This window comes from Paraburkholderia diazotrophica (assembly GCF_038900755.1).
Taxonomy (GTDB): Bacteria; Pseudomonadota; Gammaproteobacteria; order Burkholderiales; family Burkholderiaceae; genus Paraburkholderia; species Paraburkholderia diazotrophica_A.
In genome coordinates this window covers 26759-53358 of sequence record NZ_JBBPEN010000021.1, presented here as the reverse complement: position 1 = coordinate 53358, position 26600 = coordinate 26759, and the positions used below count along the sequence as shown (strand labels likewise).

The window sequence follows — 26600 nt, the reverse complement described above, 5'->3', positions numbered from 1 at the left end:
CGCTCAATGCGTAAAACCCTGCCGAAGCAGGGTTCTGATACTTCACGCCGAGGCCGTGGATTATTATGCGGCCTTCTTGTGCGTCACATGGTGACTCACTTTATGAATGTGCTTCGTCGACTTGTGTGCGGGCGCCGGCGTCGTGGCGGTCGTGGCCGGAGCCGTAGCCGTGGCTGCTGGTGCGGTCGCCGCGGGTGCGGATGCCTGGGCGAACGCGACAGTAGCAAACAGGGATGTAATCAAGGCGGCAGCAAGCTTCTTCATTTGAAGTCTCCAGTGGTAAGGCGACGATTCATTGCGTCGTCCACTGCCATAACGCGTGGGGATTGGTTTCGTTGACGTCAGGTAAGAGGTTTTGTGAGCTTGTTCCGACACCACTGCACCTTCGACGTCATTGAATCTCCTTGCCTCTGACCGACCGCCGATACGACCACGCCAGCGGCGATCATGGCCGCGGATCGTCATGCTCATCGGTGCTGTACTTCAACGCGGGTTCCACCATGGGAAGTGGCGATGTCCACCCTGGACACGCAAAAGCGGCACTACTTGCCGGAATATTCGTTGCGTTGCTGGATGGCGAGAACCGCTAACCGAGATATCGCACGTTCGCCGAAGCGCCAAACACCTCGTTGATGATCTCGACCAGGTGATCGTGGTGACTGAGAAAGATCACCTGCATGCGCGTGGCCAGTCCCGCCAGCACGCGAAGCCCTGCCTTCGCACGCCTGTCGTCGAAATTGATGAACAGGTCATCGGCAACGAAAGGCAGCGCGGAACCACGCTCGCAATGCAGTTCGAGCGCGGCAAGACGTAACGCCAGATAGAGCTGGTCACGCGTCCCCTCACTCATGCCACTGATCTCCACGCGTTTGCCGCCCGCACGCACGGCGGCCAGTGCCAGCGGCTGGCTGTCGTAGTCGACCGAAAGACGTTCGAACGCACCGAGCGTCAGCTCCGAAAAGATTGCGCTCGCGCGTGCCAGCATGGGCCCCTGACGACGCTCCCGATACCGGTCGACGGCCCAGCGCAGCAACGTGGACGCCGTCTCGACCTTGATGAAGCGTTCGGCCGCTTCGGCCATGGTGGCGAGCGCCTCCTGGCGTTTTGCTTCTGCAATCGCGGCATTCGCGCCGCCCGAGATCGCCGCCAGTTGCTGACGCGCCTCGGCCACCCTGGTCGCCATCTCGGCACGTGCGTTGACCGAGTCCGTCAGCGCGACGCCCACGCTCAGCAGATCGGCCTGGACCGTCTCCAGATCGGTCGCGTCGACTTCCTCGGCGAGTTCTTCGATGCTCAGTCCGTCGCCATCGTTGACGAGACTCCTGTGCGCCTGCCCGATGGCCTCCGCCAGTTCGCGCTTGCGGTCCGAACGCGCGATCAGCGGACGCAGCAGGTCAGGCTTGTCGACGGCCGCAAGCGCATAGAGCGGACGCAGTTGCGCTGTCGCCTCATCCACCTCCGCACGGGCGAGGCGAACGCGCTCCGACACGTCCCCCAGTTCGTTCGTCAGGCGCTGGGATTCGGCCTGCACGGCCCGCGCCGACGACAGACGTCGCGAGAGTTCGATCGAAATGGTCTTCGCATCCGCTTCCGGCATTGACACGCCGAACTTGACCGCGAGCCTGCTGGCATCTGCGGAAAAGTCCGCCAGGGCGGCGCGCATCGGATCGATCTGCGCGTTGCGGATAGCTGCGATTTCATCGAGCTGTTCGCGAACCGTCCTGGCGATTCCGAGCGCAGCCTCGGTCGCGGCATCCGAATCCGCGACGGCAGACAGACCCGCTTTCGTCATGGCGGCGGCCCATTGATCCTTCCAGTGACCGTGGGCATCGTCGTGCACGTCCGCCTCTCGACGCAAGCTCGCAACTTCGGCCTGAGCCGCTTCGATCTGCCCGGCGAGCACGCGCCGCGTCGTCACCGCCTGCCCGCGTTCGCTCACGTAGCGCTCGGCCATCGTGCACAAGTCTTCGAGCTCGGCCGGCAACGGGCCGCTCAGCCCCGCCTGGACGAGACAACCGGCGAGCCGTGCCCGACACGATTGGACCTCCGCGCGCTCGCGTTCGAGTTCATCCGTGCTCTTTTCGAGCGCTGTGGCGGCCTGCAGCGCGCTTTCGCGGCGCGTGATCCATGAGGCGATATCGTCGAGCGCCATGCCGTCCAGCTCCTGTTCGGATACGACCGACGCCCAGACTGCGTTGAAGCGCGCGAGGGCCTCTTCTGCCTCGGCAACGCGCTGGCCATGGCGCAGGGCTGTTTGCTTCGTTTCGAGAACCCGCTGTTTCAGGTTCGACAGTTCCGTCGCTTCCGTGACCGAGCCGACCTGCCGGTCGGACAGATCGTCCACCACCGTCATTGCGGCTTCGAATTGCGGCGCGCCGTCCGCCACCGACACCGCGCCATCCCTGATCGCAGCCCATGCCGCGTCGCGGACCCCGCGCGCCTGCACAACGACCTCACCCGTCACGATCTGATGCGCCTGCTCGAACGAATCGTGTTCGGCAACGGCCAGACGTTCGCCCTCGCGTGCTTCATCGAGTCGGTCGCGTGCGCGCATGAGACGCGAGATGAGATCGTCGCGCTCGGCACGCAACGACGCGACACGTTCCGTCGATGGCAAGGTCATCGACTTCAGCTCCGGCAACGGACGGCTCCATTTGCCGAGCGCCGCAAGACTCGCATCCAGCGTGCGCTGTGCGTCGGTGGCGGCATCCGTCAACCGGCGCTGCGCGAGGTCGTTTTCCCTGTATCGTTGCCCGGAACGCAGTGCGGCCTGGACAACGTCGGGAACTTCCCCAGCGGGCAGGCTCTCCAGCTTGCGGCCAAGGTCGGCGATCTCTGCAAGCTTCTTTTCTAACGCCTGCTGTGCGCTGACGACCGACTGCTCAAGCTTGCCGCGGTCGCGCATCAGGCTCTCGACCGTATGCAACGCGAGCGCCGAGGGCACGCTATTACGCGCCGCCAGTTCGTCCCGGGGCCATTCGAGTTGCGCGCAGGCATCGGCGACCTGACGCACGAGCAACGACACCTGCTGCTCGAGGCGCGCGATGTCCGCTTCGTGATCACCGCATCGGTGACGCGTACTTTCCAGCGCCTCAATTTCGCTCTGGAACCCTAGCGCGGCCTGATCGATGTCCTTGTTGTCGAGCGTGCCTTGCAGTTCGCCCGCGCGCCGCAGATGCACTTCGAGCGCGCTGTCGGCTGCCGCCAGTTTTCTCAACGCGCCTTGCAGCGTGGCGTCGGCATCGTGCGGCAGATCGATCACCTCGCCCAGCGTGTGCAGCTCGGCGGTCTTCTCCCGCCACACGGCAAGATGGTGCGTGACGCGGCGAATGCGCTCCAGGCGGCTGCGTTTCAGTTCCAGCTCGCCATGCCGGCGCTCTGCGGATTGCTTGCCTTCCAGCGCGTCGTCGACCGTCTCCTGCGCAGCCCGCCAGGCGGACGTCCGGACCATTGCAGCTCTCAGTTCGGCGCTCGCGTCATCGAGTTGCTTCTGCCCGACGTAATAGGCGCGCTCGCCTGACTTGCGTTTGCTCCACAGGCGGTCGGCCTCTTGCGCGAGCCGTTCCCGCACGGGACCCAGACTCGAGATGCCTGCCGCCGACTGGAATAGCACCTGCCCCACGTCGCTGGACGCATCGAGAATGCTCTGCCCGCCTTTGATCAGCGACGTGTGATCGAGGCAGAACATCTGTTCGAAGAACGCCTTGTCGGCCTCTCCGAGAAACGGAAAGAGCGCGTCCCCCGCGAGCGGCTCGCCCGTCGGCGCGGACAGGGACGCCTTTCTCGCCTTCGACCGATGAAACGCCAGCGACTGATCCGAATGCTCGATCACCGCGCCCAGCCGCAGTTCGCTCTGAGGATGAATGAAATCCAGCGGCGAGCTGTGCGGCATGCCGAACAGCAGTTCGGTAATCGCCGTCTTGATCGTGGACTTGCCGGCTTCGTTGGGTCCGACGAGAAAGTGAAAATCGTGCGACGAGCGGGGAAACGCCACCGCTTCATCGGAGAACTTGCCGTAGCGGATCAGTTCGAGCTTGCCAATGCGCATGGTTCAGTTCGCCTTCGCCACCTGTTCAACCAGCCCGGCGCGCACTGCACGCACCAGTCCCGTCAGTTCGCCGTTGCGCACATCGAAGAGCGCCGGCACCATCTCCTGCAGTTCGTGAGGCGAATGCGTCGCCAGCCCGATCAGCCGCTCTTTCAGCATCGCGAGAAACTCCGGATCGGACTCGGCTTCGACGAGCAGGTTATGCAGATCTACGATGGCATCCGCGCGATCGAGCACGGCATTGCTATCGCCGAGCGGGCTCGTCTCGATGCGTACTTTCTCCAGCCACAGACGGTCGTGGCTGAGACCCGCGATCTGCGCAAGCACTTCGGCGCGCAATTGCGGCTCGAGTCCGAACAGGTCGCCATGCGCCGCAGTCATTCCCGTGACCGTCACGCGGACGGCATGCGGCACCGTCGCCGACGCCGATTCCGCGAGCATCTCCAGATGGATACCAACCGCGCGCGCGACATCGTTGAGCGTCGCGCAAGCCGAGGCATCGACCTCCACCGCTTCCCAACGCAGCACATCGACGAAGAGGCGCTCGATTTCGATCTCGCCCGAATCGTCCACCGTCACCATCACGGCGCCGCGACGCCCGGTCTCGCGGATATTGCGGCCTTGCAGATTGCCCGGGAATACGACCGTCGACCGGTCCTGCCACATCGCAAACTCGTGCACGTGCCCGAGCGCCCAGTAGTGATAGCCCTTGCCATGCAGTTCCGCCAGTGAGCACGGCGCATAGCTCGCGTGGGCCGCATTGCCTTCGAGCGCCGTGTGCAGCACGCCGATATTGAAGTAGCCGGAAACAGGCGGCGGGTAGCCCGTGACGAGGTTTGCGGTAGTCTCCCGTTCCTTGAAGCTGTGCCCGTGCAACGCGACCTTCAGCGCGTCGATCTTGAACGTCTCCGCCTTGCGTGTCGAGAACGTGCGGACGTTCTCGGGCAGTTGCAGTTGCTTCGTCATCTCGCTTTCGGCGTCGTGATTGCCGAACAGGACGAACACGGGAATCTCCGCGCGTCGCAGCCGGCCCATCTCCCTGCAGAAAAAGATGCCCGTGTTGTGGTCGCGCCAGGTGCCGTCGTACAGGTCGCCCGCGATCACCATGAAGTCGACAGATTCGTCGATGGCGATCGTCACCAGCGACGAGAACGCCTCGCGCGTCGAATTGCGCAGCATCGCCGCGGGCGCGTCCGCATAGGCACTCAGGCCGTGAAGCGGACTGTCGAGATGAATATCCGCTGCATGGATAAACCGCATGTTCACTCCCCGATTGAACGATTAGCCGCCGACGTGCACAGCCGTGGCCCGCCGATGCCGGACGTCGATTCTAAGCGAAACGCTAGCTGGTCTATAAAACCGGACGGACCGCGAGCAAGAGATCGATCGGGTAAGGATTTCGGACGCACGGGGCGCGCGAACAACTGGAGTCCCTGAACTCGGCGCCTGTGTTAGCGGTCGGGAGACTTACCGTCTTTTTCCAGCCGCTGCGCCGAATCCAGGTGATGCCCCCCTCATTCGCAGACCGGTTCAAGAGAGAGAAGCTCGCCAACCGAATCCGGGTACTTGCGCGTGTGTTCAGAACTTCATACTGAAAATCGTTCAAACGTCCGCATCGATCGACGGGATTCTGGCGTCCGCGGACCCGAAATTCCCGTCCGGCCGCACGTGCGTGAGCAGAGGCTCGACGCCTCCATCCAGCAGTCGCGCGTGCAGTCGACAAGCACCATCATTGCGTTCGCTGATGCGCCGAAGATCCCGTCAGGAACGGTATGCCGACGGAAGAGCGTTCTATACGTCCCGCCCGCAGTAGCGGCAAACATTGGCGTCCTGCTTGATGAATTCCGCGCAATGTCGGCACTTCTTCATCCCATCGGCGAGTTGCTGCCGCTCGATACCTGCCTGATTCGACTTCATCAACAAGGAATGTGGAAGCGCCACGATGAAAATTGCGGCGCCATAAATCCACCATGCGCCAAACGAACGCCCTTTGCCTTTTGCAATTGCTGCCGGAATCAAACCAATCAGCGCTGCCACCACCAGAAATCCCATGCTCCGCTCCCCGTCTTAACGTTCGTAGGTTTTCCCGTCAGTCGAAATCTCGTAAAGCCACTGGCTATATGGAAGTCGCATCAGAATGGTCGACTTTTCGAAGACCGTGCCCATCACCACAGCACGACAGAGAAGGCTAACGCCACCCTGAATGCGCTCGCACATTGCGTCAGCGCTGTCTACAAATCTGGTGGAACTCAACCTGCCGATCACAACGGTCCGCCCTTCGGGTAACGCGCCGATCGGTGGAACAATAAACAGAGTGATCTGACTGCACGCCACGGCGGCAGCAGCCACAACTATCGCCAGAACTATCAGCCATGTTTTTGTCATCGAATTCGCCAGGGGATTTAATCAAAGTTATCGGCGCCGAGCCTCGAAATCTTGAGACTTGCGGCTCAGACGTTGCGCGTCTGGTGAGCCTCACCCGTCAGTGATGCTCTCTGTCACGAACTGATGGAAGGGTTGGAGCAGTCGGTACATCAGGTTCGGGGCTTTGCGCTACGTCACTAGCGACTTCGGGAGCTACCGCAGGCGCTGCAAGCGTTACGTTCGCCTGCGCCTGAGGACCGCCGGATAACTTTGTGCTCCCTGTCTGTGCAGTATCTGTTGACGGTTTTTCGTCACCGGCGCTCGATGCCGCCGCACCGGACAGATTTGCGTCATTGAGAGTCGGCTCAGGCGCACTGGCGGCAGTGACCGGCTCGACCGCCTGCACTTCAGGAGCGCCCGTCGCCCGAACGTCGGCCGCAGGATGCGACTCCTTCTTGCCTCCAAAAATGGCCATCGCCGCGAGGAATACCACAACTGCTCCGATCCCCGCACCTGCCTTCTTCGTATCAGTGCTTCTGCATTCAGGGCACCGCACTGACAGTGATCGCCCCTTCGGATACCACGTGTGACCGCACGAACCGCATTTGTTGAGCGGCCGCTTTGTAGCGCGCGTTGTCATTTTCCCCGATGCCTCTCAGTCTTGTATTTTGTTGGTGCCGCTTAACATCATTGGCCGCAGCTCATTCCCATATCCTGGTAGCCGTAGTTGCACTCATAGCGATTTCCATCTCCCGCGAGGTGAGCATTTGCCGGAATGAAAACAGGCGCGCAGCGGTCCACCGTAAAGTGGTACCCGAAATTGCATACCCATCCCGACGCGGTGTTTGCTGGATGAGCATTAACGGGAACGACAACCTGCGAACACTCGTCATTTGCGCGCACATATCCCATGTCACAAGCCCAACCGCCATATCCACCAATGCGATGCGCATGCAGCGGCATTGCTGGCATGACGCAGCCAGTCGGGTCGCGCTGGTATCCAGGAGGGCAAGCCGATGTCACCGCCCGTGTGCCTGTAGTCGGTGAATATGAGCCAGGGCAGCCTAGCCTGTCGACGCCTGGTGGACATGAACCTGGCTGTGGCGAGCCTGTCGGGTTGCCGCTTCCCGCTGTCGTATTCGTCGGTACGTTGGACGTTGTCGGCGCTGTAGCGCGAATCGGGTTATATGTAACCTCGGGAACGGCCGCTACAGGTTTTCCGTGAAATGCGGACAGAAAGAAGGCCAGCGAATCAGGCTGGCCAGCTGGTGCCTGCGCGAACGCACACTGCATTTGCATCAGAAGGCAGAAAGCCGTCGCCAAAGCGCGAAGGCAAAGGGTTCGCGCTCTCATATCCTTTTCAACGCTGCCAGATCTGCCTCGGCCTGTGCCAAAGCCAGAGATGCTGTATCGAGACGAAGCTTGACAGTACCTCGCACGCCAACAGCTGCGGCGTGCAACTGCTGCAACTGAATCAGGCCGTCCCGCAGCGCCCTCTCCAATTGCATTCGCTCGTTGGCAAGGCGCGCGTTAAGCGCGTTGACGTCCTGCTGGGGCACGCCGCGGCTCGCGTCAAACACGAAGCGTTTCTCGACGCTCTGCCTCCAACTGACGAGTCTGCCCGCCAGTGCGTCGCCAAATCCCTGAACACGCATAACCGAGTGATAGCTGACGTCGCGCGCTGTCTCGATATTGAATGATGCCAACGCGGTTACTCGCGCGGGCCCTATTCCATCAATATCGGCATCGGAAATCAGGAATCTGTCGAGAAACACTTCCAGCTGTCGCTCACGTACTCTGGCATGAAGATCCTGCATGCCCCGCTGGTATTCGGCAGGTAATCCATCAATGCGTGCTTTAGCCGCAAGCAGTCGGCCATAGAGTTCCGTAATACGCGGGTCCTGGGTCAGCTTGTTGTACTCTTCGAGTTCCGAGTCGAATACCTTCTTCGCCGCTATGGCAGCACCGCCGAGGGTGACAAGCCTCCCGCCAACGGGATGCTTGACCACCGCGATAATCGCACCACCGACAATCAGGCTTATGAACCACAACGTGGGCTGATTAAGAGTTATGAGAAATGCTCCGACAGACACGGCCGATACCTTTAGCCTGTACAGGAGACGAGCATTCTTGCCAACTTGCTGGAGCTGACCGGTCACAACATGCTGTGGGGCGGTATAGGCGGGAAGCTGTGGCAACCCGGCTAGCGACTGGATCCGTGCCCATATCGTGCCGAGGTCACCGGTCGCGGTCGAACCATTGCCCGTACCACCCGCGCTCTGTGAAAGGAACGCCGGTCGTCCCGCGCGTTCGCGTTCACACCAGGGACACTGCGCGAGATGCGACGGATATTTGTGATTCGATGCCTGTGCGCAGGTGCGCAACGAGACACGTAAGCCGTCCACGAGCTTTATCCATTCGCTTGTGCCTGGCCGTCCCGACGACACACCTTCTTCGGTGAAAGCGCGCTGGAATGCCCGCCCGATTTCTGGAGCGAAAAAAGAAAGGTTGATGGCGTCGGGAGGCGTGTCCACCTGCCGTTGCTTGCGATCTGGACCGTATGCAAACCGGTAAACAGCAATCGCCTCTTCGAGAGGGAGATCATTCCCGCCAAGCGGGACACCCGAATACGGATGTCTCCCCAGCAACAGGAGCTGGAATATCAGCACTGCCAGACCGAAATTGTCGTGATTCCTGGTGCGCTCCTTGCCTCTGAGCGAACTGACATTCTGCAATTCTGGCGGCGTGAACAGCTTCACGCCGACGTCGCAGGAATATCGCCGGCTGCCCTCAACGATCTGAAACGAGTCACAGTCGATCAGCTTCACGGTGCCGTTACGACCCACGAGAAAATTGTTCTCGTTGACATCGCCGACCACGTGGCCGTGCGCATGTACCGCGTCAATAGCCGCAGCAACATTGCGAGCCACATGAACGAGGAACGCATAGTCGACAGCAGGAAAAATCTGTTTGCGACTGGCCGGACTGGAGAGATTGTGGATCGGTTCGAATCCCTCGATTTTGGCCATTACAAAGCCGGCGACGACCCCACCGGCCTGCGTCAGGACCTTGGTAGGCCAGGCAGAAATCTGATGCAGGTACGTGCTACCGATGCGGGCCATCGCACGCAGCTTGTCCTGCTTGTCTTCAGGCAAAGCGGCGTGATACACCTTCGCGACGCTGTGCCGGCCAAGGCTGCTGGACTCGAAGACACTACCCTCGCCTCCTCGCCCCAGCTCCTTGCCAAGAACAACCGCGCGGCCCGCCTCGTCATGCAGTTGCATCACACTTCCGCCTCTCGCACTGCCGAAACCAGAACCAGAGTTTTGTCGTCGTCGGTTCGTGAGTTCACCGGTTCGCTGTTCAAAAACGTTGCAAGCGAGCCTGACAACTCGTCGCACGCTTCCACGGAAGCGGTCCGAAGCACAGCAAACATGGAGTCAAAGAACGGCGCATGTACGGTCTTGCTCGCAAACACCAACGCAAGGCGCTGCAAGCCATCCGTCATCAACGCCAGCTCCTCCGGCCTATCGTCAATCCGATACTGAAGATGAGCCTGCGCATCCTGGTCAGTGATGAAGAACGTTGTGTTCGCGTATTCTCCGCCGTCAGGCCAGAAAACACACTCCAGCATCCCGGAGCGTCGCGCGACGATCGCACCATCACCAATCTGGAAGTAAAGCGCCTTTTCAGGACCGACAATGGCTCCGACCACGGTACACGCAAAGTCCCTCATCGAACTACCGCCTTCTGTCGCCCGATCGTGAATCGCGATGCGAACAGCATCGACGAGCGCTTGCGGTTCAATCGAGAGGATGCCATCCGGGGAATGTGCCAAGAGGTCGGTCAGAGCACGCGCCGCTGTTTCACACGTGAGCTCCGCGCCAACTTGAGCGAAGCGGGCACTGCCCGCTCCATCGGATGCGATAGCAATGAGGTATCTGGCATCGTTTTGACCCGATGCCTCCACGACCACGCTGCTGTCCTGACATGGAAGTTCGAGCTTCGAATGCGACGTACCGACAACCGAGGCGCCGATGTAGCGCCAGCTCACACAACCGCCCAGCCCGTAGGTGCTTTGAGCGCGACCTCAGTACCAGGCGTTGATTGCGAAACCGACCCTAGCGAACCCGACAACCACTGGAAAAGCTCCCTGAATTTCAGGCCGCTAAGGCTGAGCGGTTCTCGTGTCGAAATCTGACGCAGGACGCCCATGTCCGCCTGGTTGACGCCGACCGCAAAGAAAGCAAACTTCTTCGCCGCCTCTCCTTCCCTCACACGCGCCGCCGCAGCTTTCCATTCGTCTGTCGGCGCGCCGTCCGTAATCAGGAATATCCACGGGCGATAATAGGAAATGCCGTTGGCCCGATATTCGGCCTTTCGCGATTCAAGTGCGTCGATGGCAAGGTTTATGGCCGCGCCCATCGGCGTATCACCGCCGGCCGCAAGGATGGGTGGAATGAAGCTGTGAGCAGTGTGAAACGCCGTGTCTATTGTGACCGGCCCGAATGAAATAACGGTGGTTTCGACCCGCTTGGCCGCAAGTCCATCGGAAAGCAGATCCTGCCGGAATTCGGCAAGACCCGCATTCAGTTCATCAATCGGCTGGCCAGCCATCGAACCGGAACGGTCAAGCAATAACACGCAAGGACAACGCGGTTCTGGATTATCTGCAAAACTGTCTGCACCGAACGCCAGCTGTCTGGCGAACGGATTTTCGTTCTCGGTCATGGTCTTCTCGCTACGCTACGGTGTACACTCGTCCCGCTTGGCGCATTTTATTTTTGCATTTTGATAATAGCAGCGTAAAAACCATGCAGGCAAGTAAAACTCCAGCGTACGTTGCTCTTGTTCTTGCCGTGGTGGCGGGTACTGCTTTGTCATCGAAGAGTCATCCGTCAAAACCGCCAGTCGTCGCTGTTGAGGATAAGCCAGCCGCTTCCTTATTGCCCGCTTCATCGCCAGTTCCCCTTCGCCCTGAAAAAGTGACTTGGCAGCCAACGACGCTGAGCTGGCAAAACGTTCGGCTAAAACTGGAAGCACCTTCTAGCGAGGGTCTAACGCCAACGTGCCATACACCCGTCGGAGCGGAAGACGAAGTCGGCATATGCTATCTGGCTATTCCGACGCCGCAACCCGTCGTCTGGAGAGTCGGAACAGTCACACAGCGAGACCGGTTCGTGCCAGCCCGCTGGTTTGCTGACATGCAAACCGAAATCAAGACCACAATGCCGGCGCAGCAGATTGCCGACAGGGTGAACGCCGACCTGCTATCGACCTCCTCCATCTCGCTATCCAATGTCACCCTGATGAACCCGGCAAAATTGAAGGACGGAATCGCGATCGCCGGACAGGCAACTTACCGGCCGAATCAGGCATCGACCGACGTGGTCACGATGACATGCATTGCCGCTTTCATTCTTGCGGCCAACCGGCCTACCCAAGTGCTGTATTGCGCATCTAGCCCAGACGATGCGGAAGGCGACGCATTGCGCCTGATTGCATCGCTGCGCAAGCTCAATCCCTCTTCAGAGCTACCGAGAAACTCCTTGCAGGCGATGGAGCGCACCACCTACCAGAAATACCTCAAGACCCATGGCGGGCCGGCAGCCAATCCAAACGTTGTGCAAACCGAAATAGAACACTACGCGGCGACCATTGCAGATTGCCAAAGCTACGGCGCGATTTCGCAGGAGCGTTACGCATGTCATGAACAGCATGCCAAGGCACGCATGGATCAGCTTGGCACGTTAGCGTCGTCGGGCTAGCGCGTTTCCTGTTCGGAGTTCAGGGCGCGTCGCCTCGACCGGTAGTGTCTATACGGGCGAATTCGTTGCCGCAGCGTTCACCCATGCTGGACGCTCTCCAGGGATATAGCGTGCGATCAGTGTGACCTATGGTTGCACGGGCATCAGAACGCAGATTCGAGTGCCAGACACGAAACGGACACCTGCTTTCCGACGCTCGAGCGCGAATCCAGCGCTGAAATCGCAGGATTCTGGCCTGAGCGTGAAGAGGGTTGGCGCGACTTGCATGGAGGTTGACGACTAATCACAATGCCGGTTAAAAAGGTGTTGGGCGCGCAGTTCGCATCTGAAAAGCTAAAGATTTGCTAAAAGCGGCCGGTAAGCAAACGGGTCAACTAACGGGGACTACAAATTGAAAACCGTATCTGTCGCGATTCTGACGGCGGCTTTCCTGCTTGGCTGTCAACAAAAGTCCAATAGCGACCCCTCGGCATCTGTCACTCCAAAATCAAATGCAGCGTCCGCGCCGGCGGTAGCGGCTAGCATCGCTGCGCCGGAAGCGAAGCCTGAGCCGTTGGTGAAAGCCGCACCAGAACCCGACCCGTCACCGTGGACCTACTCGGAAGATGACGACGAGATGCGCGGTACGACTACGCGATTCGCGGTCAACACTTCGCTCAACGCGATCAATCTCGAATTCCCTTATCAGGGTGGATCCTCAGTCCGAATCTATCTCCGCAAGAAGGGAAAGGGACGCCAGGAAGCATTCTTTGTTCTGGATAAAGGACAGGTCACGTGCGGTTTTGAGGGATGCTATATCGCTGTCAAATTCGACAATGGTCCCGTCACCAGGATCAGCGCTAGCGAATCGACAGGAGGCAAAAACGACGCGATATTCATCGACAATGCTGTGCAGTTCCAGCAGAAGCTCCTGCATGCCAGCAAACTGATTGTCGAAATCCCGATCTATGAGGCTGGTCGTCAGCAGTTCAAGTTCGACGTTTCCCAGTTGAAATGGCCCAAATAACCAGAACGTAGAGAGGCATGTGGATCACTGCAGTGATTCGCATCTTTGCGGTCACGTCCGCAGTCGAATCGCTTGCTGCATACTCAGGCCAGTCGTTCACGTTAATCGGTATCAGCAGATATGTCGTGGCCGTTAAGTTGGAGGAATGACCTAAAAAACAGCGAGCAGCTTTGCTTTCTGCTGATCGAATCCGGCTTGGCTCACCTCTTTCGAGCAGCTTAAGGAGCTCGGGGTATTCGTCCTTTCCGTGCATTTTCTGAATTGGTAAGGACTTTCCCGATCTCGTGGCATAGCGATATGCCAGGATGGTTGGTGCTGGGCAACCCATCTGAGAAGGGGAAAGTCATGGACAAGATTACTCGTATCGGCGTGGATCTGGCGAAGAACCTCATCCAGTTACACGGCGTCGACAGCACGGAGCGCGTGGTGCTCAGGAAAGCAATCTCGCGGCAGAAGTTTCTCGAATGGTTTGCAAACCTCGAGCCGTGCCTGGTCGCAATGGAAGTGTGCAGCGCAGCCCACTACTGGGCGCGCAAGCTGCGCGCGCTCGGCCATGAAGTCCGCCTGATCGCGCCGCAGTTCGCCGCACCGTACCGCAAAGGCGGTCAGCACGTGAAGAACGACATGCTCGATGCCGAGGCCATTTGCGAGGCCGCGGGTCGGCCGCACATGCGCTTTGTGCCAGTCAAAACGGCAGACCAGCAAAACGTCCTCCTCGTGCACACGATGCGCACCGGTTTCGTCGAGGAGCGCACGGCGCTGGTCAACCGGCTGCGCAGTGAACTGGTCGAGTTCGGTGTGTTCCTGCCGCAAGGCATCGACGCATTCCGTGCCCGCTTCGTCGAGGCACTGGAGGACGGGGCCACTGAACTAAGCGGTGCCGCGCGCACTGCGCTGCTGCGAGGTTGGGACCATATTCGAGCCCTTGATCACCAGATCACGTGGTGCGACGTGCAAATCGCCGCGCATGTGAAGCACGACAGTAACGCGCAGCGCGTGATGGCGGTCATCGGCATCGGGCCGCTCACCGCGTCGGCCGCGGTGTCGAGCGTCGGCGACGCTCACCTCTTCAAGAACGGTCGGCAATTCGCCGCCTGGCTCGGCACGGTGCCCAAACAGGCGAGCAGTGGTGGCAAGACCCGGCTGGGCCGCATCACCAGACAGGGCAACACGTATCTGCGCACGCTGCTGTTTCAGGGCTCGCGCTCCGCCGTGACGAGTGCTCATCGACGAACCGACCGGCTGTCGCGCTGGATCGTTCAGCTCCAAGCACGGGTGGGCTGGTATCGAACGCTGGTAGCCGTCGCGAACAAGCACGCACGAATCCTGTGGGCGATTCTCGCCAGGGGCGAACGCTTCGATCCGTCGTATGTACCGACCCGCCCACGCGCCGCTGGCCGCGACACCGCAACCGCATGACCGGACCGACGACTGACGAAACGTAAAGGCCGTAGACCCAAACAGGGAAACTCCGCACCCTATAAGCGGCCTTGTTGGGCACTATCGTTGCCGTGCCCGGGCCCGGATAGTAACCGCGCAGCGGGACTCCATCCAGAATACGGCGAATACATGCGATGTAGCGCCTGGCGGTTTGTCGAGTTCGCCCGCTGCCGGTCTGACCTGTCGCTATCTAGGACGCAACAGGTATGGTGTGCGGTCTGTCTCGCCGCTCAGTACCGATTGGGTCCCTCATGACAACGGGAGTTGAATGGATGAATGAATGAACCCCAAGCTTGCAAAGAAAGGAAAGTCCTTATAGGCGGTTTGCACGGCAAAGCGCTTTCAAATCAACCAATCGAAAATCCGTCAAAGTGAAAAAACGTGCGGGACCGCTCAGCCTTGCTGCAAGCGGCTTCTTGCGCCTTTACCGCCACAAAATGCACGAAAAGGACAAATACCCCATATTCAAACGCGTCACTGGACATGCGCTGGCCAACGTCCGTAATTGTCTCCGCACTGCGGAGACAATTACGGATATCCATCTGGCCTCGCCGAGTGGCTCCATGTAACCGTTCACAGCCTTGTGCTCACCGGTGCTGCTCCTTCCGCGTCGCCATGTACGCGTCGAACAGTCCTGCATGCAGGCGGCTCAGTTCCTGGCGCAGGCTAACCAGTTCGTGCTGGTCGCCTTCGTGCTCCCGACGCAGGATTTCGCCCAGCAGGGCCGTCGCACGCGACGCCGCCTGGTCACGCTGCACCCGCGCCTCACCCAGCCGGCCCGCCAGCGCAGGCTTCGCCAATATCAGCCACGCTGTATGCGCAAGCCAAGAGCGATTTCGTGATACTCGCAAGCTGTGTCAAAGCGGACATTAACACGAACACAGCAGAGGATCCGAGCGATGACGGCAAGACGTACCACTATCCGGCAACTGCAACTGACCGAGGTCGTTGACCGAGACACTCCCGGCGCGACGCCGGTCAGCATCACTACGCCCGAGGGCGGCGCGATCTACCACACGGTCCCGCTCGCAGACCCCGACACCGGCAAGCGGCGCGACACCCGTCCGCAGTGGATCGCAAGCACCTTTCCTCTTTTCCCTGTTGTCCGGCTCGCTGACGGCGCGCCGTGGGCTGAGGCGAACGTCTGGCTCATCGATATGATGGAGTCGAAGTCGTCGCCCAACATGCTGACGTTCGCCAGCATCGCAGACGACCTGGCGGCGTTCCGCCGTTATCTGGACGACGAGGGCGTCGACTGGCTGACGTTCCCCACGAACAGGCGGCAACGTCCGACCTACCGCTATAGCGCCTCGATCAGGCTGGCCGTGCAGGCAGGCGAACTGTCTCCGGGCGTCGCCAGGCGTCGTATGGGCGCTGTGGTGCGCTTTTATCGCTGGCTCATGACCGAAGCAGGCTTCAGGCCCGCGAACGCGCCGTGGGCCGAATCTGACCGTTTCATCGAGTTCAGGGACCAGAAGGGCTTCAGCAGCGTGATCGAGGTCAAGACCACCGACCTGTCGATCAGCGGCCTGCGCGCAGAAGACCCGTGGGACGATCGCATTCAGGACGGCGCTCGTCTGCGCCCGCTCCCCTCTTCCGAGCAGTCGGTGCTGCTTGAATCGTTAGCCGCTCTCGGCAACACCGAGATGACGCTCGTTCATCTGTTCGCGCTGTTAACGGGCGCTCGCATCCAGACGGTACTGACCGTGCGCGCGAAACACGTGGCGCGCAAGCCGGGCGAGTTTCACGGCGACGATATCCGGCTCGCCTGCGGGCCGGGTACAGGCATCGACACGAAGGGCGGTGTCAAGGGCGTGTTGCACCTGCCGCGCGCTTTCTACGAGCGGCTGTACATCTACGTGCACAGCAATCGTGCGCGCAAGCGTCGCCAGCTGGCAGACGGCGGCGATCACTTCGGCCAGCCGCTCTTCCTGAGCCATCGCGGTGCGCCGCTCTACGAGGATCGCGCGTCGCGCGGACCGGTCATCACTGGCCCGCACGTGCGCCGCCACATCAAGACCGGGCAGGCCGTGCGCCAGTTCATCAGGGACGAACTTTTGCCCATGATGCGCGTGCAGCTCGGCGACCCCAGTTACGAGTTCAGCTTCCACGACCTGCGCGCGACCTTCGGGCTGAACATGGTCGACGCGATGACAGCGAACAAGACGAAGTACACGCGGGCGCTCGACCAGTTGCGGCAGCTGATGTGGCACGCGCGGCTATCCACGACCGAGGGCTACCTCAGCTACCGCGAGAACCGCAAGCTGTTCGACGCTGTGCAGGACGGCTGGGGCGCGCACCTGACGACGCTGGTTACGCGCGTCCTCGACACTGCGGTGGCACCATGAACCGCCTGTACGAGGAAGTGCGCATGCCGCTCGCGGAGGGCACAACGCTGCTGCATCCCGAGCGCGCGTTGCTCAAGTGGGAAGGCTTTGACAGCAGTTCCGATATCGGGCGAATCTGCTACTTGACGCGTGACACATCGAGCCGGCAGCGCACGCGACGCACGTTCGACCATACCAGTTTCAGCAGCGAACGCGCCAAGGTCGTACGCCTGCTGGTGACGCAGCTTTCCGAACGCATGACCCTTGGCGCGATGCGTCCGAAGACGGTCTACGCTGCTCTGCGCGTCGTGCTTGACTTCGTGAACTGGGCCGACAGGCAGGGCTTGCATCAGGTGCTCTGTGACGAGAAGGCTACTGCGGATGCGGTTCATTGCTACTTCCGTGAGCAGCGCGAACAGGTCTCGCTGGGCAATCTGAACCGCAATTCCGCCGCCCGCTATCAGCATAATCTGTTGTCGATGCTACGTGAGCTCTTCAGAAACGAGGAATTCTGCGCCGATGCGAGGCAGCTGCGCGGCCGACAGGAAGCTTCTGTGCCGACTGCGGTGCCTGACGCCGGGGCACAAGCCGCCCTGCTCACGTGGGCTGACACGCTCTTCAGTGGCATCAGCACGCTGGTGCTCGACTTCAAGCCGTACCCGGTGCGCATGACCACGGCGCGAGGTGAGAATCTTTGCCTTGTTCCGCACCTACATGGCCGTAGTGAAGGCAACGACTCGCGCGGCCTGCTTGGCTGGAATCTGGAGACGGGAGAACCGCGCACTCGCGAAGAACTCACGACGCGCATGGCTGAGGCAGGGACTAACAATCCGCGTGAGCGTTCGTGGACCATCGCCAGGTTAGCGGCTAAACATCTTACGGCCGCGAACGCGGACGCGCAGTCACCAATCCGTCGCTCGCACGCCTCGATAGCGGCCTCCTGCTTCGCGGCGCTGTTTCTCGCCGAAACAGGCATCAACCTCGCGCAACTGCTGACCATGAAGTGGAGCCCGGAGCTTGTCGCGAGCCTGCAGGATGCGTCAGTTGCACGGCAGAAGTTTCGCGAGGTCAAGTACCGTGCAGACGGGAGGGAAGTTACGTTCACCGTGTCGCTGGGCTTCATGCCGAAGCTCCGCGCGTATCTGGCGTTGCGCGAGTATCTGGTGCAGGACGCAGATTGCGACACGTTGTTCATCGTAGCCGGGCATCATGCACAACGACGACGCCCAATGGGTCTCCCAACTCAATTTCTGGTTCAGCTTTACAGTCGACTCGATACGCTTGGGATCATGCTGCCGCGCATTACCGCACGTCAGTGGCGTGCAGCGAAACAGGATTGGGCGGTCAGCAACCACGGCCCTGTCGTCGCAGCCAGGCTGATGGGCCATTCCCTGGACACCGCGCTGCGCGCCTACTCGAACGGCACGGATGCCGCGCACAAGGCCGAGATTGGCGCGTTCCTCGCTTCGGTCGAGAAGACCGTGCTGAAGCCCGGCAACGACCCGGCGGGCAGCATCAGAAGCGCGGTGGGCGTCTGCATCGAGTTCCACAGGCCTGCGCCGATCGCGGCTTCGGTCACCGTACGGCCTGACTGCCGCTCGACCGAAGGGTGCCTCTTTTGCGACCAGTACCGCGTGCACGCCGACGCCACCGACATCCGCAAGCTGCTGAGCTGCCGTCACTGCGTCAGGCTCTTGAGCGGGCGTGCCGACTCAATCGAGCAGTACGACAGATCATTCGGCGCCGTGCTGCGGCGCATTGACTTCCTGCTGGATGAACTGCGCAAGCGCAACGCCGCGCTGGTCGATCAGATCGAGCAGGACGTTGATATCGAAGGGAATCTTGACGCTTTCTGGTCGGCCAGGCTCGATCAGCTTTACGAACTGGGAGTGGCATGAACAACAGGCTGATCGCGCCGATCGCTGGGCGCCCCGACTGGTACCGGATTGAGGACGATACGGTCGTCACGCGCGACAAGGCTGGGAACGCTGCTTCGCTGTTTGGTGACGATGCCTGGGACATCCGTGCATACGCGGCCGGGCCACGCTGCAGCCATATCTATTTTAGGGGCCACTTGCCTGATGGCGTGAGCCGCGCGCTTTCAGAAGCGACTACGCGTCAATGGAAGCAGGTCATGTACTTTCTGATGCACAAAGCGACCGATACGGTACCGGCGTCCGGCACGCTTGAAGCTCGTTCAATGTTCCTGAGAGAGTTCGCATTTTTCGCCGCCGCACGTCAGCTTACGCTCTACGAGTGGCTGTCCAACGTCGCCGTTGTTCTGGAATATGTAGCGCAAGCCGGAATGGAGACAAAGGCCCAACGTCTTCATTCGATTCTGGTGAAGCTTCACCGTCTGGGCGTCGGGGCCACAGGATTGCGTGTGCCGCTGGCCCAACTGCACAAGCCTCTGCTCGAACGCTTCGCGCAACACGCGGGCTACTCGCAATACCCTGTCATCCCGACGCGCATCTACCAGCACTTCCTGTCGACCTGTGAGCATGACCTGCGTATCGCTGAGGGCGTCGCTGATGTTCTGTCGGACTACCTCGCACGCTGGTACTCTGGCGAGAGGCCTGGTGTCTCTGCGGCACTGATACGGACTGCTATGCACTTCCGGTGCAAGAACCGCCGGTACGTCGTGTCGTCGCTTGTCGCGTCGATTAGCGCGCTATGTCAGCTTGTCATCGTGTCGTTCACCGGCATGCGCGCGGCGGAAGCGGAGGACCTGCCGTACGACTGCCTGAGCGAGACCCGTCTCGATGGTGTGATGCACTACACCATTGAGGGTGTCACGACCAAGCTGTCGGGCGGGCGTGCCAGGCGAGCATGCTGGGTGACCAGTTCGCTCGCTGCTCGCGCCGTCAGACTCGCACAACGGCTGTCGGGCGAGGCGCACCAGGCACACGGCGCGCAAGGCTACGCCGAATCGACGGACGGTTCGCACCTGCTGTTCTGCCGGATGGGTCTGAATCCGAGTTACGGGTACGTGGCAAACCGGGCGGCGAGTAACGTACATGACGATATCGAAGCCTTCCGTGAGCGCGTCTTCCCGACGATCACGGTCGAGGACATCGCTGAGCTGAAGCGTGTCGACATGCACCGCGCCTGGGAAGACGAGCCGAAGTACGCGACCGGGCAACAGTGGCCGTTCACGCGCCATCAGCTTCGCCGCACGCTCGCGCTGTACGCGCACCGCAGCGGTCTCGTAACGCTGCCGACGCTCAAGCGTCAGCTGCAGCACATCACGCAGGAGATGAGCATGTACTACGCTCGTGGCTCGGCATTTGCGAAGGGCTTCATCGACACCGACAAGACGCACTTCGCGAAGGAATGGGCCGAGGCACAGGGCCTGTCCGAGTACCTTACGTACGCCGAGCAGGTGCTGTTCTCTGACGAGCGGCTGTTCGGCGGGCATGCAGCGTGGACGCAGAGCCATGCCGTGCATGCCTCGCCTGTGTCGGTCTACTCGCGCGAGTGGACGTTGAGGATGTTCAGGAAGGGCGAGCTGGCGTACCGTGACACGGTGCTGGGCGGCTGCGCCAGCGTCGAGCAGTGCAAGTCGACGCCGCTCGACTGGATGCATCTGGATTGCCTTGAGTCGAACTGTCGTAATCTCATCGTCACGCCATCGAAGCTTGAGCGCGTGATCAAGGCGCAGCGGGTTACGGTCGAGAAGCTGCGCGCTGTCGATGAGGCTAGCGTCGAATACCGTATCGAGGCACAGACGCTGCAACGACTGCTTGACGCGCAGGAGAATCTGATCAAACCGGAGACAGCATGAGCGACGCCATCACCGATTACTACGCCGCCCTTGAGCGGCTGAAGAAGCGCAAGGGCGCGCGTATCAACAACGACACCGTCGCGATCGAGGCGGGCCGCAAGAAGGGCAGCATCAAGAAGTCGCGCCCGCAATTCACCGAACTGATCGAAGCGATCGACGCGGCCAACGCGGTAGCCGGGCGCCCGAAGCTCGAACTTACCGACCGTCTGAACCGCGCGAAAGGCGACGCGAAAGAATTGCAGGCACAGCTTGATGAGTCGCTGGCTCGTGAACTCGCATTGCTGCGTCAGGTGTTCAGCCTGCGTAAAGAACTGGCCGCGCTGCGTGGCGGTAGCGTCCTGCCCTTGCAGCCGCGCTAGATCGAGATGGACACGCCGACGGTCGTTTTGTCCACTTTTTCTGCCAATCTGATGGACACCTCGCAGACAGCTGATCCCAGTATTTTCAAGGCTCCAGCTGATGTCCATCGTTGTTCTCTTGCGCGTAACGCTGGGAACCAGGCATAGTCTCCCGTCTCGCCGAGGCCGGGAAACTCGGCATCGAACCGCCGGCGGAGCGCGTCCAGCGAGGCGTCGCCCAGTACGGGCAGCAATACCGCGAACCGTGCGGGCGCCAGCCACGCCAGTTCCGCGAGCAGGGGCCATGCTGCATCCAGCCCGTCCGTCCAGTAGCGCGCCTCGGTCATCCACGCAAGCGGCGCCGGGATGCGCCACCACGATTCGATGCGCTCGACGGCAGTACACGCGGCCGCTGCGTCCCCCGCCAGCAGCCACAGCGGCGCAGCATGGCTCCCGGCATGATCGCCCGCGTCGGCGCCGCGAAACGGCAGTGACGCGGCCCGCCGGGCGAGCGCCCGCCAGCTCGGGGCAAGCCAGGACTGAACCGTCTTCGCAGGCAGCACCCGCCTTGCCGCGCGCACCACCTCGCCCTCCAGATGACGGCGGGCCACGGCCAGTGAAGCGTGATCGGCAAAGGGTGCCGTCGATGCGTGTTCGAGTTCGCCAACCAGCACGGTCAGCGCAGGCAACGCACCATCGTCCGGGTATTCGCTTGCGAGCCGTTCGAGGGCCGTTCGCGCGGCCGCCGCCTCACGCCGCTGCAGCGGCTCCAGCACGTCGTTGCGCAACATCACGTCGCGGCTGTCAGCGAAGATATCGAGCTGCTGCATGGTCGGCTGTATCGTCATCGCGTCAGAAAAGCTGGCTTTCAAGAGCGGCCAGATTAGCCCACTTCACCACGCTGCGGAAGGTGCGGCCGTCCTCGTCGACCGACTCGATGATCACGCGCTGGCCGCTGGCTTCGGCGATCACCCGCACGGTGCGCTCGCCGTAGCGCATCAGCGCGCCGATCGGCGGGCAGGCCGGGGCCTTGCGTCTCCTGCGCGGGCGGGGGCTACCTGTCATCGCTCTTCCCCCGCTTGCGGCGCACCGCGGTCTTGCTGGCGGGCGCGGACGCGGCGCGCGCCGCACCTGCGGGACGTGCGGGGCGAGTCGCGACCGGACGTGCCGCAGTGGTCCCGGCAGGGGCGCCCTTGGCACGGCCCGGCCGGGCCGGCCCAGCCCTCCGCACGTCCGCCTCGCGCCGGGCGGCCAGCTGCTGCTGCAGCGTCACGTTCGTCGCCTGCACCGCATCCAGGCGCCCCTGCAGCACACCCGCCTGATGACGGGCGTCACCCAGCTGCGCCTGCAGCGCCTCGACGGCGCGGCGATGGTCCATGTCGCGCCGGTCGGCGCGCCGGTTCGCCTCATCAAGTTCCTTCTGCAGTGTCAATACAGTTACTGCATGTGTCGCTCCATCTGATTTGGGGTCGAATGACCGCCAGCCGTGCTCCCGGAAGCGCTCACCCTTCCCGAAAACACTCACCTTCCACCGCGGCGGGAATCGCGAGCTTCTCAAGCGGCGCCGGGTGAAGGTATCTGCACGCCGACGATGATCGCCGCATCAGGAGACCGACGAGAAACATCGAATCGATTGGTGAGACCGGTGACGGCCCCGGGCTAAAATCCGGTCAGTTAAACTAGCTGACCGATACCCAGACTGCATCAGCTATGCAAGAATCCGGATGGCCCGTTCTAACGCGGACGCGTTTTCCTTTTACCGTTATGGAAACCCTGGACCTTGAACCGCAGGTGCTTGCAAACCGTCGTGGCGTCGCCTTTGGTCTCGTGCATCAGAACGTCACGGTCGACTGCGTGATCACGCTTGCGGCACTCGAAACGTATTTCTGGCTCGAACCCCGGGCCAGCGACGCCCGCATCCTGAAAACCTTCCGGGATGGGTACGGCCGCATCCGCGCGGTTGCGAGGCGCAAACTGCTCGCCCATCCGGCTGTGCGTCTCGAACTGACGGCGGAGGATTTTGCGCGTCCGTGACGACGTCCATCGACGCCCCGGCCCATTCGCACGATCACGGTTTTCAGAGACGCGGAAACGCCTCATGTCGCAGTGGCATCGTTTCAATCTCCTCAAGATTCGACGATGAAGCGCGTGCTGGGATGCTTTGCTATCTCATTGGCGGCGAACCCGTTTCCAATGGCACGAACGGGTGAGTGGTTCGACACCAGTCACATGGTCGCACTGGCCTGCGCCTGGACGCAGGCTGATGGCGCACGGTGTGACTGACAGGAGCGCGTTGTGATCGCCCGCATAGCGGCCGGCGCCGCGCCCAATGTGCTCGGCGCATCCGGCCTGACGAGGGAAGAGTGCTGATGCCATAGATGGTGTCCCGACTACCGGCCCCGTCGTGTGCGAGATCCACCGTATTTGCGCGGCCCGTGCGCGTCGTCCTTTATGGCGCTTGACGCCATAACGTCTGTATGGCATCTTGCGCCATATGAAGAAGAAAGCCACACTCCTGTTCGAGACCGAACTATCTACCCGGATGGAGCCATTCTCGAAATGCGCATCTGGCGATTACCGGAGAGCGACGGCGAACGACCGCACGGTCTCAAGTACAGCCTGTTTTATGGTCGCGCTGGCCAGCGAATCATCGGCTACGACAACGAGCGAGGCAAAGGCGACCACCGGCACTACCGGGATCGGGAAGAGCCGTACAGATTTTCGACGCCTGAGCAGATGGTGGCTGATTTTCTGGATGATGTAGAACATGAGCGAGGTGAATCATGAGCAAAATGAACGTGCATGTTGGTGGCGCGCGGGATATTGGTCGTCGCTTCGCGGCGGCGTTCAACCGTGCGCAGGCAGGCGAGAATTTCGAAGAGCGGCACGTGACGTTTCTGTCGCTCGAGGAGATGCTGGCTGCACTGTCGCCGAAGCGCCTTGAGATGCTTCGTCATCTTCATCGCGAAGGTGCAGAGAACGTGAAGGCGTTGGCAACTGCGCTGGATCGGGACTACAAGCGTGTCTACGAGGACGTGGTGATGCTTGAGAACGCTGGCCTTATTGTGCGCGAAGAAGGCCGTCTGACCGCGCCGTGGGACGCGGTGACCGCCGAGGTTTCCTTGTGACCAGATCGCACACGGCCGCTGATGCGCCTGATGCTGATCGTTGGCTATGAGGCGTGGTACTCGAAGAAGGACTGCTCTTGCCGGCCGCACGTCGCGCGCGATCTGCTCGCACGCAGTTCATTATCAAGCACGGAGATCGCGATCTCCTGCGGCTTTGCCGACCAGAGCCATTTCACGCGCGTGTTCCCGGATGTGACCGGCATCGCGCCGCGCGCATGGCGGTACGCGCGACAGCCGCAGGTCCTCGATCCCGGATGAGACTCAACGCGCAGATAGCATACGGGTCGTCACTGAATACCCACTTGAGCATGTATAAACAGCGCGGACGAAGTCGGATCGCATGGGAAAGTGCCCCGCGAACAAGGCGTCAACCAAAACACACGCATGGCAACTTCGCTGCGCCGAGGTGCCCCCACAAGTTGTTGGGCGTGCGATCAATGAGCGCGTGGTTTAAACCTCAGTCCATCTGTTGTCCGACTACCATCACATGCGTGTCCACCGACTGCGATCCTGACCAGCTTCCGGACCTGGCGGTCCGGTGGCCCCTGCGATTCATGTCGCCCAGCAGGCATCGACGGATTCAGTTCGTGCGATGAGAACCTAACAGCCACCACTCCGGAAATGCCCAATTCGTCAATGACCTGTCGTAGCTGGCGTCCGGGGATCCAGCGCCAGGGGCAGGGGGCAAACACGATCGTAACAGGCGGGCGACTCGTCGATCAGGTTGCAATCTCAACCAGTTACGCAAGGCGGGTATCACATGGCCGCGAAGTTCCAATGACGCTTGTGGGCGCTGGACGCAGCGCGTTCACGCCGCATTCACGAGGTCCTTGAACGCCTTGCCAGCCGCGAACTTCACGGTTTTCGTCGCGGGAATCGTGATGATTTCGCCAGTCGACGGATTGCGCCCGCTACGTTCGGCGCGGGCGCCCGTCGAAAACGAACCGAAGCCGACCAGCTGGACGGTCTCGCCGCGCGTCACGGCCGCCGTCACGGTTTCGATGATGGCATCAATGATCTCGCCCGTGCTGGCCTTGCTTTCACCCGTGGTGGCGGCGACCGCATCGATGAGTTCCTGCCTGTTCATGTGTGAGATCCCTCTGATAAAAGCGCCCGCCCGATGCGGGACAGGACGCTCAACCCTAACGCATGTCTACGGCGCCCGGCAACCGCGAGGCTGTCGAAAAGGCATCGCAGCATATGACGCTCGTGACCAGGCACCACGCTACCTGCTGACTGACTTTTGGTGAAGCCGGGCCGGTGCGTGCGAACCTCAGACGGTTAGTTGCATTCGACGGCACGCGTTGTTGAATACAGGCGATGGCAGCGATATGCTTCGCAGCAGAACCGGAATCACTATCACTGACACACACAATGCGACTGAAACGCATCACTGCAAGACGCTCCTCCGTACATGGCAACGGGCTCTTTGCGCTGCAGCCGATCGCCGCCGGTCCCGCCATCCGTGGAGAAGCGAGGTGCGGCGTGGGGACCGCACAGTCAGTCCGCGTCGCCCTCTGGCATGCTATTGCATTCGGCCATCGCTTCGTCTTCAGCATCGGCTGATCTGGCAGAAGGGCGACGTATTCGAGCCTGAGCAGTTCGAATTCCCAGCAAGCCTCTGGAAATAAGCGCTGACGATTCGGATCGTCTCTCTGACAGCCAGGCCGTCAGGCTCAGTTGGATATTTCTTTTTCAGCCGCCATAGCGGGTTCCGCCGTTTGCAGGGCTGCTGCGCCGGTCATTGGAAGCGCCTTTTGGAACCATGTCGCCGAACGTCGGCACCCAGTTGGCCGTCCCGGCGCTTAATTCGTGAATTTGCGAACGGAGTAGATTTCGACATCTTCTACTACTGGAAAGACTTCGTATCGGACGTGAACGAAGGACGTTTAGGCATACTTGGGGCCGATACTGACAAGCTAGCTGAACTTCAGGCGCGGCTGCCGCACAGGGTGTGGACCTTCACAACACCCAAGGGCATGAAAGGGAAGCTTAAAGTTATCGGTTCCATGTGGATTACCGACGAGAGGCCTGCGAACTTTGTCCCCAAGTGGCGGCACAATCTTTTCTATGACGCTGCTTCACCCAAGTCGGTTGTCTTCACGAACTCGGGAAGTCCAGAAAAAGTTGCGGAAGTCAGTTCCTATCTGAACAACCGGTTCAATCAGGCCTTCAGATCTACCTTTCACGGCGAAAAAGGCCTTCACGCGATGGAAGCCGACGTTGTCCGGGGTTTTGAAAAACTCGTGCAAGCCTATGAGGCTGTCCAATTTCTGGAGGCAATAAAAGAGGTATTGCGTTCATAAATCTCACTCCATTTAGGCTATCTGAACTACTAAACACCCGATTTATGTCAAAACACCGAGGTGTGTCGTATAAGTTGCACGACCGCAGAAA

General features: G+C 60.9%; 26 protein-coding genes. 12 read left to right on the top strand and 14 right to left on the bottom strand.

Going from position 1 to position 26600, the window contains the following annotated elements; translation table 11 throughout:
* Nucleotides 1-63: 63 nt before the first annotated feature.
* The 8 genes from AABE10_RS33890 to AABE10_RS33855 form a co-directional block, all read right to left on the bottom strand.
* Nucleotides 64-264 carry a hypothetical protein gene (locus AABE10_RS33890; protein ID WP_342937461.1) on the bottom strand — a complete coding sequence of 67 codons (201 nt, stop codon included), beginning with the start codon at nt 262-264 and terminating at the stop codon, nt 64-66.
* A gap of 322 nt (nt 265-586) precedes the next feature.
* Nucleotides 587-4048 carry an ATP-binding protein gene (locus tag AABE10_RS33885; RefSeq protein WP_342937460.1) on the bottom strand — a complete coding sequence of 1154 codons (3462 nt, stop codon included), beginning with the start codon at nt 4046-4048 and terminating at the stop codon, nt 587-589.
* Between the two features lie 3 nt (nt 4049-4051).
* Nucleotides 4052-5308, bottom strand: coding sequence for a DNA repair exonuclease (locus tag AABE10_RS33880; RefSeq protein ID WP_342937459.1), 1257 nt, complete (start codon nt 5306-5308; stop codon nt 4052-4054).
* A 531-nt stretch (nt 5309-5839) separates the two neighbouring features.
* Complete coding sequence (locus tag AABE10_RS33875; protein WP_090872349.1) at nt 5840-6100, bottom strand: hypothetical protein; 261 nt, start codon at nt 6098-6100, stop codon at nt 5840-5842.
* 15 nt (nt 6101-6115) lie between these two features.
* Nucleotides 6116-6433 carry a hypothetical protein gene (locus AABE10_RS33870; RefSeq protein WP_090872347.1) on the bottom strand — a complete coding sequence of 106 codons (318 nt, stop codon included), beginning with the start codon at nt 6431-6433 and terminating at the stop codon, nt 6116-6118.
* A gap of 1328 nt (nt 6434-7761) precedes the next feature.
* Entirely contained in the window at nt 7762-9696 is a 1935-nt protein-coding gene (locus AABE10_RS33865) for a helix-hairpin-helix domain-containing protein (protein ID WP_342937458.1), read from the bottom strand.
* Nucleotides 9696-10466, bottom strand: coding sequence for a PP2C family serine/threonine-protein phosphatase (locus tag AABE10_RS33860; RefSeq protein ID WP_342937457.1), 771 nt, complete (start codon nt 10464-10466; stop codon nt 9696-9698). The genes AABE10_RS33865 and AABE10_RS33860 overlap by 1 nt, the downstream gene beginning before the upstream one ends.
* The gene (locus tag AABE10_RS33855; RefSeq protein ID WP_090872341.1) at nt 10463-11143 is read right to left on the bottom strand and encodes a vWA domain-containing protein; all 681 of its coding nucleotides are present in this window, start codon (nt 11141-11143) and stop codon (nt 10463-10465) included. Before AABE10_RS33855 ends, AABE10_RS33860 begins: the two co-directional genes overlap by 4 nt.
* 473 nt (nt 11144-11616) lie before the next feature.
* Between AABE10_RS33855 and AABE10_RS33850 the strand changes: the two genes are divergently transcribed.
* The 3 genes from AABE10_RS33850 (at nt 11617) to AABE10_RS33840 (ending at nt 14605) form a co-directional block, all read left to right on the top strand.
* Nucleotides 11617-12180, top strand: a complete 564-nt coding sequence (locus AABE10_RS33850; protein WP_342937456.1) for a hypothetical protein — start codon at nt 11617-11619, stop codon at nt 12178-12180.
* A 391-nt stretch (nt 12181-12571) separates the two neighbouring features.
* On the top strand, nt 12572-13186 hold the full coding sequence (locus AABE10_RS33845) for a hypothetical protein (RefSeq protein WP_342937455.1): 615 nt from the start codon (nt 12572-12574) through the stop codon (nt 13184-13186).
* Nucleotides 13187-13531: 345 nt separating this feature from the next.
* Nucleotides 13532-14605: an IS110 family transposase gene (locus tag AABE10_RS33840; protein ID WP_342937470.1), complete on the top strand. Its 1074-nt coding sequence runs from the start codon at nt 13532-13534 to the stop codon at nt 14603-14605.
* A 368-nt stretch (nt 14606-14973) separates the two neighbouring features.
* Here the strand turns inward: AABE10_RS33840 and AABE10_RS33835 are convergent, their stop codons facing one another.
* Nucleotides 14974-15168, bottom strand: a complete 195-nt coding sequence (locus tag AABE10_RS33835; RefSeq protein WP_342937454.1) for a hypothetical protein — start codon at nt 15166-15168, stop codon at nt 14974-14976.
* Nucleotides 15169-15213: 45 nt separating this feature from the next.
* Nucleotides 15214-15426 (bottom strand): hypothetical protein, encoded by a 213-nt coding sequence (locus tag AABE10_RS33830; RefSeq protein WP_342937453.1) that lies wholly within the window; start codon nt 15424-15426, stop codon nt 15214-15216.
* A gap of 54 nt (nt 15427-15480) precedes the next feature.
* Between AABE10_RS33830 and AABE10_RS33825 the strand changes: the two genes are divergently transcribed.
* The 4 genes from AABE10_RS33825 to AABE10_RS33810 are packed head-to-tail and all read left to right on the top strand — an operon-like array spanning nt 15481 to nt 21096.
* Entirely contained in the window at nt 15481-16974 is a 1494-nt protein-coding gene (locus AABE10_RS33825) for a site-specific integrase (protein WP_342937452.1), read from the top strand.
* Complete coding sequence (locus AABE10_RS33820) at nt 16971-18851, top strand: integrase (protein WP_342937451.1); 1881 nt, start codon at nt 16971-16973, stop codon at nt 18849-18851. The genes AABE10_RS33825 and AABE10_RS33820 overlap by 4 nt, the downstream gene beginning before the upstream one ends.
* Entirely contained in the window at nt 18848-20737 is a 1890-nt protein-coding gene (locus tag AABE10_RS33815) for an integrase (protein WP_342937450.1), read from the top strand. The genes AABE10_RS33820 and AABE10_RS33815 overlap by 4 nt, the downstream gene beginning before the upstream one ends.
* Entirely contained in the window at nt 20734-21096 is a 363-nt protein-coding gene (locus AABE10_RS33810) for a hypothetical protein (protein WP_342937449.1), read from the top strand. The genes AABE10_RS33815 and AABE10_RS33810 overlap by 4 nt, the downstream gene beginning before the upstream one ends.
* Here AABE10_RS33810 and AABE10_RS33805 read toward each other — a convergent pair.
* From AABE10_RS33805 to AABE10_RS33795, 3 genes are read right to left on the bottom strand one after another with little or no spacing between them, the layout of a single operon-like run.
* The gene (locus AABE10_RS33805; RefSeq protein ID WP_342937448.1) at nt 21093-21947 is read right to left on the bottom strand and encodes a hypothetical protein; all 855 of its coding nucleotides are present in this window, start codon (nt 21945-21947) and stop codon (nt 21093-21095) included. The two genes, AABE10_RS33810 and AABE10_RS33805, sit on opposite strands and share 4 nt — an antisense overlap.
* Entirely contained in the window at nt 21928-22074 is a 147-nt protein-coding gene (locus tag AABE10_RS33800) for a hypothetical protein (RefSeq protein ID WP_342937447.1), read from the bottom strand. The genes AABE10_RS33805 and AABE10_RS33800 overlap by 20 nt, the downstream gene beginning before the upstream one ends.
* Before the next feature lie 55 nt (nt 22075-22129).
* Entirely contained in the window at nt 22130-22507 is a 378-nt protein-coding gene (locus AABE10_RS33795; protein WP_428983427.1) for a hypothetical protein, read from the bottom strand.
* Nucleotides 22508-22839: 332 nt separating this feature from the next.
* Here AABE10_RS33795 and AABE10_RS33790 point away from each other — a divergent pair, with 332 nt between their 5' ends.
* The 4 genes from AABE10_RS33790 (at nt 22840) to AABE10_RS33775 (ending at nt 24461) form a co-directional block, all read left to right on the top strand.
* A complete protein-coding gene (locus tag AABE10_RS33790) occupies nt 22840-23109 on the top strand; it encodes a DUF1488 family protein (protein ID WP_342937469.1) in 270 nt (89 codons plus the stop codon).
* 417 nt (nt 23110-23526) lie between these two features.
* Complete coding sequence (locus AABE10_RS33785) at nt 23527-23862, top strand: toxin-antitoxin system TumE family protein (protein WP_342937446.1); 336 nt, start codon at nt 23527-23529, stop codon at nt 23860-23862.
* The gene (locus AABE10_RS33780; RefSeq protein WP_342937445.1) at nt 23859-24203 is read left to right on the top strand and encodes a hypothetical protein; all 345 of its coding nucleotides are present in this window, start codon (nt 23859-23861) and stop codon (nt 24201-24203) included. The genes AABE10_RS33785 and AABE10_RS33780 overlap by 4 nt, the downstream gene beginning before the upstream one ends.
* Nucleotides 24204-24224: 21 nt before the next feature.
* Entirely contained in the window at nt 24225-24461 is a 237-nt protein-coding gene (locus AABE10_RS33775; RefSeq protein WP_342937444.1) for a helix-turn-helix domain-containing protein, read from the top strand.
* 550 nt (nt 24462-25011) lie between these two features.
* Here AABE10_RS33775 and AABE10_RS33770 read toward each other — a convergent pair.
* A complete protein-coding gene (locus AABE10_RS33770; protein ID WP_342937443.1) occupies nt 25012-25290 on the bottom strand; it encodes an HU family DNA-binding protein in 279 nt (92 codons plus the stop codon).
* A 787-nt stretch (nt 25291-26077) separates the two neighbouring features.
* Here AABE10_RS33770 and AABE10_RS33760 point away from each other — a divergent pair.
* Complete coding sequence (locus tag AABE10_RS33760) at nt 26078-26509, top strand: hypothetical protein (protein ID WP_342937442.1); 432 nt, start codon at nt 26078-26080, stop codon at nt 26507-26509.
* The last annotated feature ends 91 nt before the right edge of the window (nt 26510-26600 follow it).